Raw genomic sequence first — 19,499 nt, forward strand, 5'->3', positions numbered from 1 at the left:
CACGATATGTTCTCCCGACTAGGCAAACTGTTTGGCAGCCCTGCCAACACCGACACCCCACGGACACCCGACATGGCTCACAGCGACGCAGATATCCTGGCATCCCTCGCCACCCTTATCGACCCGGACACCGGCAAGCCCTACCGCAAAGGCCTGGCCATTGCCTGTAACGACAGCAGCCGCCTGGCGCTGAGCGTCAAACTGCCCTACCCGGCCAAAAGCCGCTTTGCCGAGATCGGCGCGCTGTTTACCGAAGCGCTGGCCCCGTTTGCCGACGGCCGCCCGGTAACAGTAGAGGTCAGCAGCCAGATCACCAGCCACGCCGCCCAGCGCGGTGTGCCGCTGCTGCCCGGCGTGAAAAACGTGATTGCGGTGTCGTCCGGCAAGGGCGGCGTGGGTAAATCCACCACTGCGGCCAACCTGGCACTGGCGCTGGCAGCCGAAGGCGCGCGCGTGGGCATACTGGACGCCGACATCTACGGCCCCTCCCAGCCGCTGATGATGGGCCTGCAGGGCCAGAAGCCCGAGGTGGTGGACGGCAAACTGAAACCGCTGGAAGCACACGGCGTGCAAACCATGTCCATTGGCTACCTGGTAGACGACGACCAGGCCATGGTATGGCGCGGCCCTATGGTCAGCCAGGCGCTGCAGCAGCTGCTCAACGACACGCTGTGGGACGAGCTGGACTACCTGGTGATCGACATGCCGCCGGGCACCGGCGACATCCAGCTGACGCTGTCGCAAAAAGTACCGGTGACCGGCGCCATCGTCGTCACCACGCCGCAAGACATCGCGCTGATCGACGCCAAGAAAGGCCTGAAGATGTTCGAGAAGGTGGGCGTGCCCATTCTCGGCATTGTGGAAAACATGGCCATGCACGTGTGCAGCCAGTGCGGCCACGAAGAACACATCTTCGGCCACGGTGGTGCCGACAAGATGAGCGCGCAATATGGTGTAGACGTACTGGGCTCGCTGCCGCTAGACCTGTCCATCCGCCTGTCTACCGACGAAGGCAAACCCACCGTGGTAGCCGAGCCGGATGGCAAGCTGGCCGCCCGCTACCAGCAAATCGCCCGCCGCGTGGCGGTGAAAGTTGGCGACAAGGCGCGTGACTTCTCCAGCAAGATGCCGAAGATCGTCATCCAGAACAGCTAGGGCACACGCATGATCGGCATGTTCGATTCAGGCCTGGGCGGCCTGTCGGTATGGCGCCAGCTGCGCCACGCCCTGCCACAGCAGGATGTGGTGTACCTGGCCGACCAGGGCTACTGCCCCTACGGCGAGCGCAGCCAGGCCGAGCTGATTGCCCGCGCCGAGGCCATTACCGCCTGGCTGCTGGCACAGGGCGCGCAGCTGCTGCTGATCGCCTGCAATACCGCCACCAGCGCCGCCGCGCGCCACCTGCGCGAACGCTACCCGCAGCTGCCCATTGTCGGCATGGAGCCCGCCATCAAGCCCGCCGTGCTGGCCAGCCAAAGCGGCCGCGTGGGCGTGCTGGCCACCCACGCCACGCTGCAGGGCGACAAGTTCCGCCAGCTGGTGGCACAGTTTGCCGGCGATACCCTGGTAGTCGCGCAGGCCGGCAAGGGCTTTGTCGAGCTGGTAGAGGCCGGCGAGCTGGACAGCGAGCGCAGCCGCGCCGTGGTTGGCCGCGCCCTTGCACCGCTACTGGAACAAGGCGTAGACCACGTGGTACTGGGCTGCACCCACTACCCGTTTCTGGCTCCGCTGATACGCCAGCTGCTGCCGCCACATATCGACATCATCGACCCCACCGACGCAGTGATCCGCCAGACACTGCGGCTGATGCAGCAGCACGGGCTGCCCGCAGCCAGCGGCCCGGCGGCGCACTACCGTTTTGCCAGCACCGGCCAGCCCGACAATATGGCGCACTTTCTGCAGCACACCCTGGGCACCCAGGCGCAGGTGGCATACCTCGATCTGCCCGGCTAACACCGGCATCCCCCAACAGCAGGCCCGGGCACAGCCCGGGCCCCAGGCTGCTGACAAAGTACCAACAAAGGCCCTACCGGACCCGGCAAAGCCGGGCCGCTCAACATAGGTACTTGAATCCGCAGCCTTGCTGTTTACAAGACAAACCCTGCTTGCATGGCAAACAGGGTTTGTCCTCAATCTCGGGCCCAGGTACACCCCGGGCCTCTTGCTTTTCAGCACCGCTTACAACTGATGTCATGCAGCTGGATTGACAGAAAAATATCTCAGGTTTTACCCGCCACCGCCGATAAGCAAACATGGGGCAGCACACGGCAACGCCAGTGAATGCAAGGCCCCGGGGCAAGGCAGGAGGCTTACATCATGGGTAATCTCAGCTGGTGCGCCGCAGTGCGCGGGCAGGACGCTTATCACCAAGCCACTGCCATGCTCAAAGCAATTGAAGAACATAAACAGGCTATAGCCAGGCTGGAAGCCAGCCTGGCAACACTGGGTGACATCGTGGATCTGGCACGCGTAGACCGCATGGCTGCCCAGCTACTGGTAGAAGAGCGCCTATCAATAAGCGACCACAAACAGAGCGGTTAAACCGCCTACCATAGTCTGATACCGCAAGGTGCCAACTATAACGGCCAGCCCTGGCAACAGGGTTGGCCGCTCTTCTTTGTAGCCGCTGGCTAGCGCAGCTGCGGGTAACTCAGCCAGGCCAGGTGCAGCACATTAAACCCCGTATGCAGCAAGACAGCGTAAGCCAGCCGGCCGGTAGCGGCGTACAACAGCGCATACGCGGCACCAGCCAGCGTGGCCACCAGCGCCCACAGCACGCCACCGGGCACATGCACCAGGCCAAACAGCGCAGCGGATAACACGCAGCGCTGCCACAGCGGCCAGCGTGCCGCCGCCGCAAACACGCCCTGGCGAAACAGCGCCTCTTCCGGCAAAGACACCAGCAGCAGGTTGGCCGCCAGCCACGGTAGCCACCAGGCCGGCCATTTGGGCTGCCACGTCAGCAGCCCGCTCGCCAGTGCCAACCCCAGCGCGGCCAACAGGCAGGCCGCGCACGCCAGCAGCCATTTCCCCCGCCTTGCCACCTTTGGCAAAGCCACGCGCGGCAGGCACAGCAGCAGCCACAAGCCGGCCAGGCCCTTATCCCAGTGCCAGTAGAGCGTGTAGGGCTTGCTGTTATCAGCCAGCTCGCCCTGCCACCAGCGCGGCGGGGAAAAGCCGGGCAAGATGTGCAGCGCCAAAGCCAGTATCAGCAGCACCGCTGCCAGCCCCGGCCAGCGCGCCTGCGGCCAACGCTGGCACAGCCAGGCGGCCAACCCCAGTAGCATGTAGGCCAGGCACGCCTGCAGCCCCAGCACACCCGCCCACAGCGCCATGGCGGAGGCTGGCAGCACCATGCCCAGCGCTAGCCGGCGCTGCCCGGACAGGGCCGCCAGCAGCGCGATCGCCAAAAACATAAAGGCAGCCAGCACGGGCCAGTCGGGTACGGTATAAGTCATGTCAGGGCAAAAAGCAGTAAAGCGCGCCAGTGTAGCGCAAGGCAAAAGCATTGCGGCCAACCTTGGGCAGGTTGGCCGCAACGGTAGGACAGCAAGGGCGGCGAGTTACGCCTGGCGCACAGCGGCGTCCAGCGCCTGCACCACGTCTGCCAGAATATCGTCCACATGCTCGATGCCGATGGACAGGCGGATCAGCTCCGGCTTCACGCCGGCACGCAGCTGCTCTTGCGGCGACAGCTGGCGGTGCGTGGTAGACGCCGGATGGCACGCCAGGCTCTTGGCGTCACCGATATTCACCAGCCGCGTGACCAGCTGCAGCGCATCGATAAAGCGGCCACCGGCCTCTACCCCACCCTTGATACCGAACGACAGGATGCCCGACGCGCGGCCGCCCATGTATTTGTCCACCAGCGGTCGGCTGGGGTGGCCTTCCAGCGCGGCGTACTCCACCCACTCTACCGCCGGGTGCTGCTGCAGGTACTGCGCCACTTTCAGCGTGTTGTCGCAGATGCGGTCCAGGCGCAGGGCCAGCGTTTCGATACCCAGCAGGATCTGGTGCGCGTTAAACGGCGAGATCGCCGCGCCCATATTGCGCAGCGGCACCACGCGGGCGCGGGCAATGTAAGCCGCCGCGCCCAGCACTTCTACATAGTTCACGCCGTGGTAGCTGACGTCTGGCGTGTTCAGGCGCACAAAGCGCTCTTTGTGCTCGCCCCACGGGAACTTGCCGCTATCCACGATAATGCCGCCAATGCTGGTACCGTGGCCGCCCAGGTATTTGGTGAGGCTGTGCACCACGATGTCGGCGCCGTGCTCGAACGGGCGGCACAGGTAAGGCGACGGCACGGTGTTATCCACAATCAGCGGCAAGCCGTGTTTGTGGGCTTCGTCGGCAAAGGCGCCAAAGTCCACCACATTGCCTAGCGGATTGCCGATGGATTCGCAGAACACTGCCTTGGTCTTGTCGTCCACGTTGGCCGCAATATCCTGAGGGCGCGACGGGTCGATAAAACGCACGGTAATACCCAGTTGCGGGAAGGTGTGGGCAAACAGGTTATAGGTGCCGCCGTACAGCGTACTGGTAGCAATGATGTTGTCGCCGGCCTCGGCAATGGTCTGGATCGCATAGCTGATGGCCGCCATACCGGACGCTACCGCCAGCGCACCAATACCACCTTCCAGCGCGGCCACGCGTTTTTCCAGCACGTCGGTCGTGGGGTTCATGATGCGGGTGTAGATATTGCCCTGCACCTTCAGGTCGAACAGGTCAGCACCGTGCTGGGTACTGTCAAAAGCGTAGCTGGTAGTCTGGTACAGCGGTACTGCTACGGCTTTGGTGGTCGGGTCGGGGCTGTAGCCCCCGTGTACGGCGAGCGTTTCCAGTTTCATCTTTGTATATCCCATGGGGTCATTATCACCGGCCTGCGTCATGGCCGGCCGCAGGCCATACCTTAACGTCATGCTGCCACAAGATAAAGTCTGTTTTTTGCAAAGCTTTGCAAGCCGGTAGCGCTGCAACCGCCCAGCCAAGCCGGCCAGGAGCACCTATGCTTCAATAAAACAAGATAACGGGTTACCCATGCTGCAACGATTTTTCCCGCTGGCACATACCATCAGCCGCCAAATGTTCTGGCTGCAGGCCCTGTTGGTCATCCTGCTACTGAGTGCCATGGCATTCTTGCATTACTACAGCGACGAGCAAGCCTCGCTACTGGCGAGCGAAAGCCGCCGCCATGCGCGCGAACAACAACAGCTGGGCGACACCGTGTCGCGGCTGGGCGACCTGCACAACCGGCTGATCTTGCTGGTAGAAGAACAAGAGGCCGAGCAGCTCAGCAGCACCGATATCATGCGGCGCAAACTGAGCCTGCAACAAGCGCTGAACCGGCTTACCCGGGACACCTTGTCTCTGAGCGAACAAACCCGGCAAAGCCCATCGCTGGCGGGCCTGGTACGCGATATCCAGGCCGACCTGATGCGCTACCACACGCAGGCAGACAAGCTGCTGCAACTGCTGCCCAGCGAAACCGAGGCCGCAGAAGAACAGGCCCTGATCATCAGCCGGGAGGTGACCCATGACATGGAAAAACTGCGCAAGCTGGCACGCCAGCAGCGCGAAATGTCCATCCGGCACTTTGAGGCTGCGCTGCAAGACACCGTGCAAACAGGCCACCGCATGCAAAGCATTTTGCTGGGCCTGCTACTGGCAGCCCTGGGCTTGATAGGTTGGCGCATGCACCGCATCGGCCACCAGCTACAACGCACCGAAGCCTTGCTGATCGCCCTGGGCAGTGGTGACACCAGCATCGATCCGCCATTAGGCGATGCCCTGTTCCGCCCCGTGTTTGACGCGCTGCGCCGCTTTCGCACCTTGCTGCTGAGCCAGCAAGCCCTGCTGGCCAGCAGTGAAGCCCAGCAACAAAAACTGGAACACATGGTGAACGAGCGCACCGCTCACCTGCAACAAGCCAACCGCCAGCTGGAAGACGAAATCCGTCAGCGCCAGCAGGCAGAAAAGCGTCGCCGCCTGTACGAAATGGTGTTCGAGCACACTGAAGATGCCGTGATCATCACCACGCCCGATACCCATATCGTGGCAGCCAACCCGGCCTACCAGATGATGACCGGCATGACAGCTGACGAGCTGTACGGCAAGCGCCCGCCCATCACCCGCTCTGGCCACCACGACCGCCAGTTTTACCAGCAACTGTGGGCACAGCTGTCCAGCGCCGGTCGCTGGCGAGGTGAAATCGTTAACCGCCATGTTGACGGCAGCCTGGTACATGCCCTGCTCACCATCAATGCCGCCACCGAACCCGACGGCTCGGTCACGCACTATGTGGGCATTCTGTCCGACATCACCCAGCTGAAACTGGCGGAAAACCAGCTACGGCGGCTTGCCTACTACGACCCGCTCACCGCCCTGCCCAACCGCGTGCTGCTGAAAGACCGCCTGGCACACGAGATCGACATCGCCCGCGAAGAAAAGCGCAGCTTTGCCACCATGCTGCTGGACCTGGACCGCTTCAAATACGTGAACGACACGCTGGGGCACAAGGCTGGCGACGAACTGCTGATGGATGTGGCCGAACGCCTGCGCGGCACCGTGCGGCTGGAGGACACCGTGGCCCGGCTATCGGGGGACGAGTTTTGCATCATCGTGCGCGACTGCAGCCCTTCGCAGGTAGCCCGCACCGCCGAAGCCATCGTCACGGTGCTGAACCTGCCCTTCCGCCTGGAGGCACGCGACGCCGAGGTGGGTGCCAGCATTGGTATCGCCATGTTCCCCGGCGATGGCGAAAGCAGTGAACACCTGATGAAAAATGCCGATGCCGCCATGTATCAGGCCAAGGCACTGGGGCGTAACCGCTATTGTTTCTTCGAGCCTGCCATCGAGGCGCGGCTGCGTGACGAGATGGAGCTATTCACCCAGCTGCGCCACGCTATAGAAGACCAGCAGTTTGTGCTGCACTATCAACCCATCGTGCCGCTGGCAGCCGGGCTGGGCAGCTATGGCGAGGCGCTATTGCGCTGGCCTGGCGGTGGCAACCAAGCTTCGCCGGGGGTGTTTATCCCCTTTGCCGAGCAACACGGCCTGATAGAAGGCATCGGGGATTTCGTGCTGGAGGCTGCCTGCCGCTTTATCGCGCTCAGCGTAGAACAAGGCCAGCCGCAAAGCATCAGCATTAACCTGTCGGCACGCCAGCTGGCCATGAGCGACTTGCCGGAGCGGCTGGTGCAGGCCGTGTCACAGCATGGCATTCCAGCATCTGCCATCGAGCTGGAGCTCACCGAATCGTCGCTGATCCAGAATCTGGAAGCCATTTCGGTCACACTGACCCGGCTGCGCCAGGCGGGCTTTCGCATTGCCATTGATGACTTTGGTGCGGGCTACTCCTCGCTGAACTATCTGGTAGAGCTGCCGGTAGACAAGGTAAAAATCGACCAGCGCTTTATCTGGAGCCTGTTCAACAGCCCGCGCAACCAGGCCGTAGTCAAAGCGATTCTGTCGCTGGCACGCACCATCGGCATCCAGACCGTGGCAGAAGGCGTGGAAACCGCCGAACAGCTGGCTTTTCTGCAGGCCCATGGCTGCCACTACGTGCAGGGCTATTACCTGGCCAGACCCATGAGCCAGCAAGACTTTCTGACCTTCCAGCAGCTGGGCTCCGGCAACGCAACGCCTGCGGGCTAAGCCGCGGCCAACCCTGCCCGCAACGGCACCGCATGCGGCGTGGCGTACACATACCGTCGTGATAAACAAAACCCCCTGCCGGGTAAGCGGCAGGGGGTTTTGTTTGACAGTACGGGCTACCATCGGGGCCCGCTCTGGGAGCCGATACTAGTCAGCAGCAGGTGCAGGTGGTGGGGCGATGACCAGCACTTTGTCTACGCGAGTGCGATCCATGTCCATGACCTCGAAGCTGAAGCCATTCCACACCACTTTATCGGCGGCGCTAGGCACGCGGCCCAGCATGAACATGACAAAGCCGCCCAGGGTCTGGAAATTACCCGACTCTTCGCCCTCGATGCTGTCCAGCTCGAAGTGCTCTTTGAAGTCTTCCAGCGACATCATGCCGTCTACCAGCCAGCTGCCGTCTTCACGCTGCACGATTTCTTCGTCACCGTCGCCCGCTTCGGTCGGCAAGTCGCCCACAATGGCTTCCATCACGTCGTTGATGGTGACCAGGCCTTCGATTTCACCGTATTCGTCCACCACTAGCGCGGTATGGTTACGCGTGCGTTTGAACTGCTCCAACAGCTGCATCGGGCTGATGGCTTCCGGCACGTACAGCGGCGGGCGCACCGATTCGGCCAACTTGACCGACTTGTCGTCCAGCAGGCGGTGCAGCAGGTCTTTGGCCTGTACCATGCCCAGTACGTTTTCGAAACCGCCTTTTACCACCGGGTAGCGGGTGAACACGCTGCCACGAATGATCTTGAGGTTTTCTTCCAGCGGGTCTTCCACGTCCAGCGCAATGATGTCCTTGCGCGGCGTCATGATGGAGACCACCTTCTTTTCGTCCAGGCTGAAGATGTTTTCCACCAGCTCCTGCTCGGCGCGGTCAAAGATGCCTTCGTCGGCCCCCTGCTCCATCAACACCTTGATTTCCTCTTCGGTAATGGACGGGTCTTTGTTCTTTTTCACGCCCAGCACACGCAGCACGGCCTCGGTAGACAGACTCAGCAGGCGTACCACCGGCGAGGTGACGCGGGCCAGCAACAGCATGGGGCGGGCCAGAATAGAAGCCAGCACTTCGGGGTTTTGCATGCCTACACGCTTGGGCACCAGCTCGCCGATGATCAGCGAGAAATAGGTAATCAGCATGACTGTCACGGTCAGGGCGATCGGACGGGCAAACTCGGCCAGTAGCGGATAAGTTTCCAGATACGCCTGCAGGCGGTCGGCAATGGCGGCTTCACCGAAAGCACCGGACAGAATGCCAATCAGGGTAATGCCGATCTGGATGGTAGACAGGAAGCGGGTAGGTTCTTCTGCCAGCTTGAGCGCGGCAGCGGCGCCACGGTTGCCTTCGTCTGCCCACTGCTGCAGGCGAACCTTGCGTGAAGAGACGATGGCGATTTCGGTCATGGCAAAGATGCCATTGAGGAGAAAGAGTACAACTAATATAAGCACGTCCATTGGACAGGGTGAACACCATATAAAGAAGACAGCACCATTCTACATGCTGGCAGTTTTTTCGCCACTCCCCACCCTGCTACCCGCATGCCATAGCGGTGACAGCGGAATCATTGGCAAGGCAAATTTCAAGCACTATAAATAAAAGCACCAAGCCGATAGTGCGTCATTTTCAAGGAAACACCATGAAGCAAATATCGTTACGCACCCACCTCATCCTGATAGTGAGCATCGCCATTCTTTTTTGCGTGGCGCTGGGTACGAGCGGGCTGCTGGGCTCACGCAGCATCGCCAGCGAAGTGAACGACTTGCTGAACATCCAGAAAATGATCCGCCAGCAAACGGAAGCCGACATGATGCACGATGCCGTGCGCTCCGACGTGCTATCGGCACTGTACCGCGACAAGCTGGGCGAAAAAGACAAGCTCAAGGGAATCGCGGCAGACTTGGCCGAGCATGCCAAGCATTTTCGCGAGCTGATGGCCGATAACACCCAGCGCGCCAGCGGCAACCCCCAGCTGACGGCACTGTACGGTGAAGTGGTGCCGCAGGTAGAGCGCTACCTGCAGTCGGCTAGCGTCATCATCGGCAGCCTGGAAAGCCAGCCGGACAAGGCGCTGGCCACCCTGCCCGCTTTCGAGCAGGATTTTGACGCACTGGAAGGCGGCATGGAAAAAGTGACCGATGCCATCGAGCAGTCTTCCGATAGCGCGCAACACACCGTCGATGCAGGTATTACCAAACAGTCCATCATCAGTGGCACGCTAGCGCTGGTAGCCGCCGCACTGCTGGCGGCTTACGCAGCAGTGCTGAGCAAGCTGCTGCTGCGCCCGCTCAAAGCGCTGACCCATACCGCCAACCAGGTGATCAAAACCGGTAACCTGAGCCTGCGCGTGGATGACCATGCCGGGCTGGAGCTGGCAATATCGATACAAGCCTTCAACCGCATGCTGCAGTCACAGCAAAAGCTGGTGGCACAGCTGCAAGACGTGGCCGGCTCGCTGGAAAGCACCAGCGGCAGCATCGGCGAGCTAACCGCCCGGGTGCGCAGTGATGCGGAAACACAGAGCAGCTCGGCCGAGCATATCAGTAGTGCCATCAGCCAGATGAGCCACAGCGTCGCCAACGTCAGCCAGAGTACACGCAGCGCACTGGAGTGCAGCCAGGCAGCGGGTGAGCAGGCGCGCAGCAGCAGCCAGACGGTTACGCAGTCGGCCAACGCCATCCTGGCCGCGACAGAATCGGTACAGCATGTGTCCAACGTGATCCACTCGCTGGAAAGCAGTGCCATGCAGATTGGCAAGGTGGTGGAGGCCATCAGTGGCATTGCCGAGCAAACCAACCTGCTGGCTCTGAATGCGGCCATTGAAGCGGCCCGTGCCGGGGAAAGCGGCCGCGGCTTTGCCGTGGTCGCCGACGAAGTGCGCAACCTGGCAGAGCGCACCAGTACGGCCACCAAGGAAATCCAGACCATGGTGTCGGGCATCCAGACGTCGGCGCAGCAAGCGGTACACGCCATGGAAGACGGCATCCGCCAGGTAGCCCAGAGCTCGGAAGACGCGCAAAAAGCCGGCAATGCCATCGAGCTGATTGAAGAGCGTACCCGCGAGAGTGTCAGCACCATGGGGCAGATCCACCAGGAGCTGCAAGAACAAGCCAGTGCCAGCCAGGACATCGCCGGTAACGCCGACCAGGTTTCCGACATGGCCAAGCGCACCCTGGGTAGCGCGCTGGAAGTCGAAACGGAAACCCGCCGCCTGCTGCAGCTGGCACAAAGCCTGAATAAAACCCTGGCCAGCTTCAGCGGCTAGGCCGGCGTGCCGCGACATCGCCAAGCTATACATAAAAACCCCGCCGGCTTGCGCTAGCGGGGTTTTGTTTTGCCTGCGGCCAACCTGCCAGGTTGGCCGCATGGACGTGCTTACTCGTAGTTGTCGATAGACGGGCAGCTGCACACCAGGTTGCGGTCGCCGTATACGTCGTCGATACGGTTCACGCTAGGCCAGAACTTGTTTTCCAGCACGTACGGCAGCGGGAAGAACGCCTGCTCGCGGGTGTACGGGCGGGTCCACTCGCCAGCAATGTCGGCCTTGCTGTGCGGTGCGTTGCACAGCGGGTTGTTGTCTTTTGGCCATGCACCGTTTTGTACCGCGTCGATTTCCTGGCGGATAGACACCATGGCAGCAATGAAACGGTCCAGCTCGGCCTTGGACTCGGACTCGGTCGGCTCGATCATCAGCGTGCCCGCTACCGGGAAGCTCATGGTCGGCGCGTGGAAGCCGTAGTCCATCAGACGCTTGGCCACGTCTACCTCGGTCACGCCGGAGGCGGCCTTCAGCGGGCGCAGGTCGATGATGCACTCGTGCGCCACGCGGCCGTTCTTGCCGGTGTACAGCACCGGGTAGTGGGCTGCCAGCTTGTCTTTCAGATAGTTGGCGTTCAGCAGTGCGATCTCGGTAGAACGCTTGGCACCTTCTGCGCCCATCATGCGGATATACATGTAGGAGATCGGCAGGATGGATGCCGAGCCGAACGGCGCAGCGGAAACCGCGCTCTGCCCGGCTACTGCACCCGGCACCTCGGCTACCACGTGGTTGGCCATGAACGGCGCCAGGTGCGCTTTCATGCCGATGGGGCCCATGCCTGGGCCGCCACCGCCGTGCGGAATGCAGAAGGTCTTGTGCAGGTTCATGTGCAGCACGTCGGCGCCGATGTCGGCCGGGCGGGTCAGGCCCACCTGCGCGTTCATGTTGGCACCGTCCATGTACACCTGGCCGCCGTTAGCGTGTACCAGTTCGCAGATTTCCTTGATGGACTCTTCGAACACGCCGTGGGTAGACGGGTAGGTAATCATCAACGCGCCCAAGTTGGCCGCATGCTGCTCGGCCTTGGCCTGCATGTCGGCCATATCCACGTTGCCGTTGTCGTCGGTTTTCACCACCACCACCTGCATGCCCAGCATCTGTGCGGTCGCCGGGTTGGTACCGTGCGCCGACTGCGGGATCAGGCAGATGGTGCGGTTCGCATCACCACGGCTGGCGTGGTAGCGACGGATCGCCAGCAGGCCGGCGTACTCGCCCTGCGCGCCGGAGTTAGGCTGCATGGAGATGGCGTCAAAGCCGGTAATGGCCAGCAGCTGCTGTTGCAGGCCATCGATCATTTCCAGGTAGCCGGCGGCCTGCTCGCGCGGGGCGAACGGGTGCATGTTGGCAAACTCTGGCCAGGTCACCGGAATCATCTCGCTGGTAGCGTTCAGCTTCATGGTGCAGCTGCCCAGGCTGATCATGCTGTGGTTCATGGCCAGGTCGCGGTTTTCCAGCTTCTTCAGGTAGCGCAGCATTTCGTGCTCGCTGTGGTGCTCGTTGAACACCGGATGGCTGAGGATGGCGGATTCGCGCTTCAGGCTGGCCGGGATCGCGTCGGCGGCGGCAGCGTCCAGCGCGGCAATGTCGGCAGCCTTGCCAGTGAAGATTTCAATCAGCTGGGCCAGGTCGGCTTCGGTAGCGGCTTCGTGGAAGGCCACACCCAGCACGCCATTGCCGGCGTCACGCACGTTGATACCGGCAGCCAGCGCCGCAGCGTATACGTTGGCCGCATTGGCACCCAGCTCGACCTGTACGGTGTCGTAGAACTGTTCGAATTTCAGCTTGCCGCCCGCCGCTTTCACCGCGTGGGCGAAAATGGCAGCCAGGCGGTGGATACGCTGGGCAATGCGTTTCACGCCAGCCGGGCCGTGGTACACGGCGTACATGCCGGCCATATTGGCCAGCAGCACCTGGCTGGTGCAGATATTGGAGTTGGCTTTTTCGCGACGGATGTGCTGTTCGCGGGTTTGCAGCGCCATGCGCAGCGCGGTCTTGCCCTTGGCATCGATGGACACGCCGATGATGCGGCCAGGGGCCGAGCGCTTCATGTCGTCGCGGAAGGCAAAGTAGGCCGCGTGCGGGCCGCCAAAGCCCATCGGTACGCCAAAGCGCTGGGTGTTACCCAGTGCTACGTCGGCGCCCATTTCGGCTGGCGACTTCAGCGCCACCAGCGCCATCACGTCGGCGGCCACGATGGCCACGCCACCTTTGGCTTTGACGGCAGCAATGTACGGGGTCAGGTCCAGCACGTCGCCGGCTTCGCCCGGGTACTGGAACAGCGCACCGAAGTAGTCGCCATTACCGGCTTCTTCCGGGTGGCCCAGCACCAGCTCGAAACCGAAGTACTCGGCGCGGGTTTTCAGTACGTCCAGGGTTTGTGGCAGTACGCGGCTATCCACAAAGAAACGGTCGCCTTTTACCTTGGAGGCACGGCGCGCCAGCGCCATGCCTTCGGCGGCAGCGGTAGCTTCGTCCAGCAGCGAGGCGTTGGCGATGTCCAGGCCGGTGAGGTCGATCACCATTTGCTGGAAGTTCAGCAGCGCTTCCAGGCGGCCCTGGGCGATTTCGGCTTGGTACGGGGTGTAGGCGGTGTACCAACCTGGGTTTTCCAGCACGTTACGCAGGATCACGCCGGGGGTAATCACCGGGTAGTAACCCATACCGATAAACGATTTGTTGATGACGTTCTTGCTGGCCACGGCTTTCAGGTCGGCCAGCGCGTCTACTTCGCGCTGTGCTGCGGGCAGGTCCAGCGCACGGTTGAAGCGGATACCGGCCGGCACGGTTTGTGCCACCAGATCTTCCAGCGAGCTGGCGCCGATTTCGGCCAGCATCTGTTGCTGTTCGGCATCGCACGGGCCGATGTGGCGGGCGATGAATTCTTGATGATTGAAGAGTTGCGAGAGAGACATGTCTGCGATTCCGTCTTATCGATTAGCCACGAAAACACACGAAAAAACACGAAAGAAAACCCGCTAGGGCAACAGCTAAAACCTGTTGCGGCGTCACCCCAAGCCGGGCATGAGCCAAAGGTGTAGCCGCCTGGTTGTGGCAATCGCTTCGAGCGCCGCCAGGCATTTCCGTGTCCTTGCGTGTGTTTCCGTGGCTAATAAAAAATGCCCCGCCATCTTGCGATGGCAGGGCCGTTTTATCAGGCGCCGATTTCGGCTGCGTAGGCAGCGGCGTCCAGCAGGCCATCCAGATCAGCGGCGTTGGCCGGCTTGATCTTGAAGAACCAGCCTGCGGCGTATGGCTCACTGTTGGCCAGCTCCGGGTTGGCTTCCAGCTCGGCGTTCACTTCCAGGATTTCGCCGGCGATCGGGGCGTATACGTCGGAAGCGGCTTTTACCGATTCCACCACGCCGGCTTGCTCTTCGGCAGCCAGGTTGGCGCCGACGGCAGGCAGCTCGACAAACACGATGTCACCCAGCAGCTCTTGCGCGTGCTCGGTAATACCCACGGTTACGGAGCCGTCGGCTTCCAGGCGCAGCCATTCGTGGCTGGATACGTATTTCAGTTCGGCAGGAATGTTGCTCATCGTTTCTCTCCAGAAAAATGTGTCGTGATGGTGTAGCGGGACAGGCTCTTGCTCGCCCCGTCGTTATACACCAGCTTATTCAAAAACTTTCTTGCCGTTACGCACGAACGGCATTTTCACCACACGCACGTCGGTCAGCGTGCCGCGCAGGTCTACCTGGGCGGTAGCCGCAGTGGCAGCCGGTACACGGGCGATGGCGATGGAATGCTTGAGGGTGGGCGAGAAGGTGCCGCTGGTGATGATGCCTTCGCCGATGCCTTCTACCACCACTTTCTGGCCTTCGCGCAGCACGCCGCGGCCTTCCAGCACCAGGCCGACCTGCTTCATGGCAACACCGGCTGCCTTCTGGGCTTCCAGCGCGCTACGGCCGATAAAGTCGCGGCCTTCGGTCATGGCGATGGTCCAGCCCATGCCGGCTTCCAGCGGGGAAACGCTGTCGTCCATATCGTGGCCGTACAGGTTCATGCCGGCCTCCAGGCGCAGCGTGTCGCGGGCGCCCAGACCGATAGGCGCTACGCCAGCGTCTTTCAGCTCGTTGAAAAAGGTAATGGCTTCGGTAGCGGGGATCATGATTTCCAGGCCATCTTCACCTGTGTAGCCGGTGCGGGCAAAGAACCACTCGCCGGATGGCAGACCCTGGAACACTTTCAGTGCACGGATGGCGTCGGCCAGTGCCGGTTTTACGCTGCAGACTTTGTCGATGGCGGTGGGGCCTTGCACGGCCAGCATGGCCAGGTCGCGGCGTACTTGCAGGGTCACGTCGAAACCGGCGGATTGTTTTTCCATCCAGGCCAGGTCTTTTTCTGTGGTGCCAGCGTTAACGACCATGCGATAACCAAAAGCGGTGAGGTATACGATCAGATCGTCTACCACACCGCCTTGTTCGTTCAGCATGCCGGAGTACAGTGCCTTGCCCTCGAAACCCAGCTTGGCTACGTCGTTGGCAATCAGCTTTTGCAGCCAGGCCTTGGCGTCGCTACCGGTGATGTCCACCACGGTCATGTGGGATACATCGAACATGCCGGCGTCGCTGCGCACGATCTCGTGCTCTTTCAGCTGGGAGCCGTAATGAATAGGCATTTCCCAGCCAGCGAAATCAACCATTTTCGCGCCGGAAGCCACGTGGGCATCAAATAGGGGGGTACGTTTCGGGGCCGTCATTGCAAGTCCTTAGGAGTGAGATTATCCCTGCCTCACACCCCTCTGTCCCTGCACCTGAGATTTTCCGGCATTGCGCCGTTAGCCCCTTCGGTGGGCGCATCCTGTGCGCCACTCTCCAGATTCTGCGGGGAAAACCCCGATTCTTGCAGTCCTTTTGCCTGAGCGATTGCGGGTGCACTTGCGCCTTCGGCGGCGGTTTTGCCCGGTGGGCAAACCGCTCTCTCCTGCGGAATGCGCGCATTATCGTTGCCACAGCGTAGCTTGGCAAGCTGGATTTGGCGGCACTGTGGCACCCAGCGGCCTGGCAACACGACGGGCAGATGACAAGACAAAAACAGCCATGTCACCCGGCTTGAGCCATCACTATCGCCACGGGCAGTCATGCGACACCTTGCTGCGCGCAGGCCTGGGTTACTGACACAAACCGGACACACCCAGGACAAGCGCTGCGTACATGATGCAAGAAGCATGGTATGCAAGCTACTGTTTGGTAAGCCTACCCTGCAAGACCACGGCTACCCAGACCAAGGCGCCAGCACGCATATACCGGGGCCCAGCCGTGGCTGCCTTAGCGTACAAGTACAGAGGGAGCAGCGACATGCAGCCATCAATTGATGACATTCTGGCCAGCCTGGAAAATTGCGGTGAACACGCTGCGCAACGGTGCGACGGGGACAGGCAGCTTTATACAGCCGCGCTACATGGCATGCTGCACCAGGCCACCATGCATCTGCCGCCATTGGAAAAACTACTGGTGATCCATGCCGCCATCACCCTGTTTGGGCCCGATGCCAACATCAACGATGACACGACTGATGACAAAACGGGTGATCGTGATCTACTCGGCGATGAGCAAACACTGATACCGCTTCATCTGGGCGCATAGCGCAAAAGCAACAAGGGCCGGCGTGCCATGCACACCGGCCCTTGCATCATGTTGGCCGCAGGCTACCCTGCCCCACCGAGCTTAGCCTTTCACCAGGCGCTCGCGCAGCTGCCACAGGTACACAGGCAGGCCGGCCAGCAGCAGCAGGATGCCCCACATGACCACTTCGGCACCGGAGCCGTAAATGGTCCACATGGCAAAGATAAAGCCGCCAAACGAGAACGCCAGCGGCGCGTACCAATCGCGGCGGCTGAACTGCTGGTGGCGCTTCAGCATCACCGCCAGCAGCGCCATGGCGCAGAAGGCATACGGCAGCAACGTGGTGGCCGTGGCCAGCAGGATGACAAACTCGAAAATCTGCACGCCACTGTCGCCACCAGCGTACTTGCTGGCCAGCAAAATGGTCACCAGCACGGTAGACAGCACCAGGCCGACGATGGGCACACCGGCTTGGTTTTCACGCACGAAGAAGCGCGGAAACAGCTTATCGCGGGCGGCAGCGGCCGGAATATGCCCCTGCATCAGGCACCAGCCATTGAGTGCGCCAAAGCAGGACACCACGGCACCCAGGCCTACCGCGTAGTAGGCCCAGTTACCCCACAGCTGGCGGGCTGCATCGGCAAACGGTGCGCTGGATGCGGCCAACTGGCTGGCGGGCATCAGGCCCTGCAGTGCAATGGTGCTCAGAATGTACAGGCCGGCGGCAATCAGCGTGCCCAGCACGGTGGCACGCGGGATGGTGCGCTCGGGCTGGTCCACATCCCCAGCCGGTACCGAGGCCGACTCCAGCCCCAGAAACGCCCACAGCGTCAGCGCCATGGTCGCGGGGATGGCTTCGCCCAGCGGCTTGTGCTGCGGGTTGAACTGTACAAAGTCGGGGTTCAGATACAGCAGGCCGGCGATGGTCACGCCCCCCAGCGGCAGCAGCTTGATCAGCGTGGTCACAATCGCTACACGGCCGGAGCTTTGCGGGCCGCGGCTGTTGATCCACGTTACCAGCCAGATCAGGCCGATGGCGGTGGCACCGGCGGCCAGGTTACTCTGGTTCAGCACCGGGAAAAACACCCCCAGATAGCTGACACCGGCCACGGTCAGCGCCGCATTACCGGCCCACAGGGCAATCCAGTAGCCCCAGGCAATCAGGAAACCGGCAAAGTCGCCAAAGCCTTCGTGAATATACGCATACGGGCCACCGGCTTTATGCGGCAGCAGGGTAGCCAGCTTGGCAAACACCAGCGCCAGGCAGATGGCGCCCAGCGAGGTGATGGTCCAGCCGATCAGCGACGAGCCGCCGTATTGCGCCAGCGAGGCCGGCAGCAAAAACACGCCGGAGCCGATCATATTGCCCACCACCAGGGCGGTACACATCCAGAAGCCGAGCTTGCCCGGTGCGGCCTTAGTCATGGCAGCCTCCCTGGCAGGCGGGGTAAACGGGGGGAACAGCTGCGTGCGGCCAGGCCGCACGGGGAATGAGGTATTGCATGGAAAGTCCTGATTGTTCTTGGGTTTTGCTGGTGTCCACAGGCCCGCCCCTGTCTCGGGGCGTGGCCATGCCGCACAGGCGGGCTGCACGGCATCACAAAACAAACAGGGCCTCGACGAGGAGGCCCTGCTGCTGTGCACAAAATTATAGCGTTTTTTGGCTATGCCAGGACGATAGGCCCGGCCGGCACACTCGCCAGCTGCCAGTTTTGTCGCGCCCACTGCCATATCTCGTCGCGTGTCTGTACGTGGGGCGGCACCGGGTGCCCTAGCCGCGCCAGTGCATCGCGCAGCTGCTGCGCCACGTTGGCCGCATCAATCGCCGGGGCCAGCGTCTGCTTGGATAGCTTCTCACCCGCCGCATTCACCATCACCGGCAGGTGGCAATGCGTGACCGCCGCACCACCCAGACACTGGCGCAGCCATAGCTGGCGCGGGGTAGACACCAGCAGGTCGGCACCGCGGACAATGTCGGTCATCCCCTGAGCGATGTCATCCACTACCACCGCCAGCTGGTAGGCCCAGAAGCCATCCGCCCGCAGCAGCACCACATCGCCGATATCGCGCTGCAGCTGCTGGCCATAATGCCCCTGTAGCCGGTCGGTAAACGCCAGCTCTTCGTCGGGTACGCGCAGGCGCCAGGCGCGTGCCTGCCGCCCGGCAGCCACGCCGTGGCGGCAGGTGCCGGGGTAGACCGTGCCATCCACGCCACGCTGGCCCTGCTCGGTAATTTCCTTGCGCGTGCAGGCGCAGCCGTAGGCGTGGCCGGCATCAATCAATTGATCCAGTGCCGCACGGTACAAATCGTAACGGTCGTGCTGCCAGGCCAGCTCGCCCTGCCATTCAAAACCAAATGCTTCCAGCGTGTGCAAAATGGCGCTGGCGGCACCGGGCATTTCCCGTGGCGGGTCCAAGTCTTCCATGCGCAGCCACCACTGGCCGCCATGGCGCCAGGCTTCCAGATAGCTGCCCACCGCCGTGGTCAGCGAGCCGGCATGCAAGAGGCCGGTGGGGCTGGGAGCGAAACGGCCACGGTAAACGGGGGCAATAGACAAAGTAGAGGCAGACATGGCGGGCAAACAGGGCAACAATGACTAGATGGGCGCTATGCCCGGCTAGCAGGAGATGATCGTGACGCACGTTGTAACCGAAGCCTGTATCAAATGCAAATACACCGACTGTGTCACCGTGTGCCCGGTGGACTGCTTTCACGAGGGGCCGAACTTTCTGGCAATCGACCCGGACGAGTGCATCGATTGCACGCTGTGCATTGCCGAGTGCCCGATCGATGCCATCACCACCGATACCGACCTGCCCGCCGGCCAGGCGCACATGCTGGCGCTGAATGCCGAGCTGGCGGCGCAGTGGCCGGTGATCACCACGCAGCAGCCCCCGCTGGCTGACCACGAACACTGGGCTACACAAACGGGCAAGCTGCCGCTACTGGAACGCTAGACGCAAAAAAGGT

Annotated in this window: 15 protein-coding genes and 2 riboswitches; of the genes, 7 read left to right on the forward strand and 8 right to left on the reverse strand. The window is 61.9% G+C overall.

Annotated elements, in window-relative coordinates; translation table 11 throughout:
- Positions 1-72: 72 nt before the first annotated feature.
- The 3 genes from apbC to ACZ9XP_RS01650 all read left to right on the forward strand — a co-directional run bounded on the left by apbC (position 73) and on the right by ACZ9XP_RS01650 (position 2,541).
- Positions 73-1,155: an iron-sulfur cluster carrier protein ApbC gene (gene apbC / locus ACZ9XP_RS01640; protein ID WP_240803348.1), complete on the forward strand. Its 1,083-nt coding sequence runs from the start codon at positions 73-75 to the stop codon at positions 1,153-1,155.
- 18 nt (positions 1,156-1,173) lie between these two features.
- A complete protein-coding gene (gene murI / locus ACZ9XP_RS01645) occupies positions 1,174-1,953 on the forward strand; it encodes a glutamate racemase (protein WP_240803343.1) in 780 nt (259 codons plus the stop codon).
- 363 nt (positions 1,954-2,316) lie between these two features.
- Complete coding sequence (locus tag ACZ9XP_RS01650) at positions 2,317-2,541, forward strand: hypothetical protein (protein WP_147682355.1); 225 nt, start codon at positions 2,317-2,319, stop codon at positions 2,539-2,541.
- A gap of 89 nt (positions 2,542-2,630) precedes the next feature.
- On the opposite strand, the gene ACZ9XP_RS01655 is transcribed toward ACZ9XP_RS01650, so the two are convergent.
- Both ACZ9XP_RS01655 and ACZ9XP_RS01660 read right to left on the reverse strand, forming a co-directional pair.
- The gene (locus tag ACZ9XP_RS01655; protein ID WP_170253471.1) at positions 2,631-3,416 is read right to left on the reverse strand and encodes a CPBP family intramembrane glutamic endopeptidase; all 786 of its coding nucleotides are present in this window, start codon (positions 3,414-3,416) and stop codon (positions 2,631-2,633) included.
- Positions 3,417-3,563: 147 nt separating this feature from the next.
- Positions 3,564-4,847 (reverse strand): aminotransferase class V-fold PLP-dependent enzyme, encoded by a 1,284-nt coding sequence (locus ACZ9XP_RS01660; RefSeq protein WP_147682357.1) that lies wholly within the window; start codon positions 4,845-4,847, stop codon positions 3,564-3,566.
- A 190-nt stretch (positions 4,848-5,037) separates the two neighbouring features.
- On the opposite strand from ACZ9XP_RS01660, the gene ACZ9XP_RS01665 reads away from it, so the two are divergent.
- A complete protein-coding gene (locus ACZ9XP_RS01665) occupies positions 5,038-7,653 on the forward strand; it encodes an EAL domain-containing protein (RefSeq protein WP_147682358.1) in 2,616 nt (871 codons plus the stop codon).
- A gap of 147 nt (positions 7,654-7,800) precedes the next feature.
- On the opposite strand, the gene ACZ9XP_RS01670 is transcribed toward ACZ9XP_RS01665, so the two are convergent.
- On the reverse strand, positions 7,801-9,102 hold the full coding sequence (locus ACZ9XP_RS01670) for a hemolysin family protein (protein WP_147682359.1): 1,302 nt from the start codon (positions 9,100-9,102) through the stop codon (positions 7,801-7,803).
- A 182-nt stretch (positions 9,103-9,284) separates the two neighbouring features.
- On the opposite strand from ACZ9XP_RS01670, the gene ACZ9XP_RS01675 reads away from it, so the two are divergent.
- Positions 9,285-10,910: a methyl-accepting chemotaxis protein gene (locus ACZ9XP_RS01675; protein WP_147682360.1), complete on the forward strand. Its 1,626-nt coding sequence runs from the start codon at positions 9,285-9,287 to the stop codon at positions 10,908-10,910.
- 110 nt (positions 10,911-11,020) lie between these two features.
- Here ACZ9XP_RS01675 and gcvP read toward each other — a convergent pair whose 3' ends face one another.
- The 3 genes from gcvP to gcvT form a co-directional block, all read right to left on the reverse strand.
- Positions 11,021-13,876 carry an aminomethyl-transferring glycine dehydrogenase gene (gene gcvP / locus ACZ9XP_RS01680; RefSeq protein WP_147682361.1) on the reverse strand — a complete coding sequence of 952 codons (2,856 nt, stop codon included), beginning with the start codon at positions 13,874-13,876 and terminating at the stop codon, positions 11,021-11,023.
- A 239-nt stretch (positions 13,877-14,115) separates the two neighbouring features.
- Positions 14,116-14,502, reverse strand: coding sequence for a glycine cleavage system protein GcvH (gene gcvH / locus ACZ9XP_RS01685; protein ID WP_017507055.1), 387 nt, complete (start codon positions 14,500-14,502; stop codon positions 14,116-14,118).
- Between the two features lie 75 nt (positions 14,503-14,577).
- Complete coding sequence (gene gcvT, locus ACZ9XP_RS01690; protein ID WP_147682362.1) at positions 14,578-15,663, reverse strand: glycine cleavage system aminomethyltransferase GcvT; 1,086 nt, start codon at positions 15,661-15,663, stop codon at positions 14,578-14,580.
- 32 nt (positions 15,664-15,695) lie between these two features.
- A riboswitch (glycine riboswitch) is annotated at positions 15,696-15,792 on the reverse strand.
- Between the two features lie 7 nt (positions 15,793-15,799).
- A riboswitch (glycine riboswitch) is annotated at positions 15,800-15,900 on the reverse strand.
- A 361-nt stretch (positions 15,901-16,261) separates the two neighbouring features.
- On the opposite strand from gcvT, the gene ACZ9XP_RS01695 reads away from it, so the two are divergent.
- Positions 16,262-16,549, forward strand: a complete 288-nt coding sequence (locus ACZ9XP_RS01695; protein ID WP_147682363.1) for a hypothetical protein — start codon at positions 16,262-16,264, stop codon at positions 16,547-16,549.
- An 81-nt stretch (positions 16,550-16,630) separates the two neighbouring features.
- Here the strand turns inward: ACZ9XP_RS01695 and ACZ9XP_RS01700 are convergent, their stop codons facing one another.
- The gene (locus ACZ9XP_RS01700; protein WP_147682364.1) at positions 16,631-17,953 is read right to left on the reverse strand and encodes an amino acid permease; all 1,323 of its coding nucleotides are present in this window, start codon (positions 17,951-17,953) and stop codon (positions 16,631-16,633) included.
- Between the two features lie 239 nt (positions 17,954-18,192).
- Positions 18,193-19,101 carry a tRNA glutamyl-Q(34) synthetase GluQRS gene (gene gluQRS, locus ACZ9XP_RS01705; protein WP_147682365.1) on the reverse strand — a complete coding sequence of 303 codons (909 nt, stop codon included), beginning with the start codon at positions 19,099-19,101 and terminating at the stop codon, positions 18,193-18,195.
- A 61-nt stretch (positions 19,102-19,162) separates the two neighbouring features.
- On the opposite strand from gluQRS, the gene fdxA reads away from it, so the two are divergent.
- Positions 19,163-19,486: a ferredoxin FdxA gene (gene fdxA, locus ACZ9XP_RS01710; RefSeq protein WP_147682366.1), complete on the forward strand. Its 324-nt coding sequence runs from the start codon at positions 19,163-19,165 to the stop codon at positions 19,484-19,486.
- Positions 19,487-19,499 lie beyond the last annotated feature (13 nt).

The sequence above is a fragment of the Vogesella perlucida genome (assembly GCF_979366545.1).

Excerpts from the sequence above, each read along its gene's own strand:
- gcvH (WP_017507055.1), bottom strand. The coding sequence starts at position 14,502 with ATGAGCAACATTCCTGCCGAACTGAAATACGTATCCAGCCACGAATGG.
- murI (WP_240803343.1), top strand. The coding sequence starts at position 1,174 with ATGTTCGATTCAGGCCTGGGCGGCCTGTCGGTATGGCGCCAGCTGCGC.
- ACZ9XP_RS01660 (WP_147682357.1), bottom strand. The coding sequence starts at position 4,847 with ATGAAACTGGAAACGCTCGCCGTACACGGGGGCTACAGCCCCGACCCG.
- ACZ9XP_RS01695 (WP_147682363.1), top strand. The coding sequence starts at position 16,262 with ATGCAGCCATCAATTGATGACATTCTGGCCAGCCTGGAAAATTGCGGT.
- ACZ9XP_RS01670 (WP_147682359.1), bottom strand. The coding sequence starts at position 9,102 with ATGGACGTGCTTATATTAGTTGTACTCTTTCTCCTCAATGGCATCTTT.
- gcvP (WP_147682361.1), bottom strand. The coding sequence starts at position 13,876 with ATGTCTCTCTCGCAACTCTTCAATCATCAAGAATTCATCGCCCGCCAC.
- gluQRS (WP_147682365.1), bottom strand. The coding sequence starts at position 19,101 with ATGTCTGCCTCTACTTTGTCTATTGCCCCCGTTTACCGTGGCCGTTTC.
- ACZ9XP_RS01700 (WP_147682364.1), bottom strand. The coding sequence starts at position 17,953 with ATGACTAAGGCCGCACCGGGCAAGCTCGGCTTCTGGATGTGTACCGCC.
- ACZ9XP_RS01650 (WP_147682355.1), top strand. The coding sequence starts at position 2,317 with ATGGGTAATCTCAGCTGGTGCGCCGCAGTGCGCGGGCAGGACGCTTAT.
- ACZ9XP_RS01665 (WP_147682358.1), top strand. The coding sequence starts at position 5,038 with ATGCTGCAACGATTTTTCCCGCTGGCACATACCATCAGCCGCCAAATG.
- gcvT (WP_147682362.1), bottom strand. The coding sequence starts at position 15,663 with ATGACGGCCCCGAAACGTACCCCCCTATTTGATGCCCACGTGGCTTCC.
- apbC (WP_240803348.1), top strand. The coding sequence starts at position 73 with ATGGCTCACAGCGACGCAGATATCCTGGCATCCCTCGCCACCCTTATC.
- ACZ9XP_RS01655 (WP_170253471.1), bottom strand. The coding sequence starts at position 3,416 with ATGTTTTTGGCGATCGCGCTGCTGGCGGCCCTGTCCGGGCAGCGCCGG.
- ACZ9XP_RS01675 (WP_147682360.1), top strand. The coding sequence starts at position 9,285 with ATGAAGCAAATATCGTTACGCACCCACCTCATCCTGATAGTGAGCATC.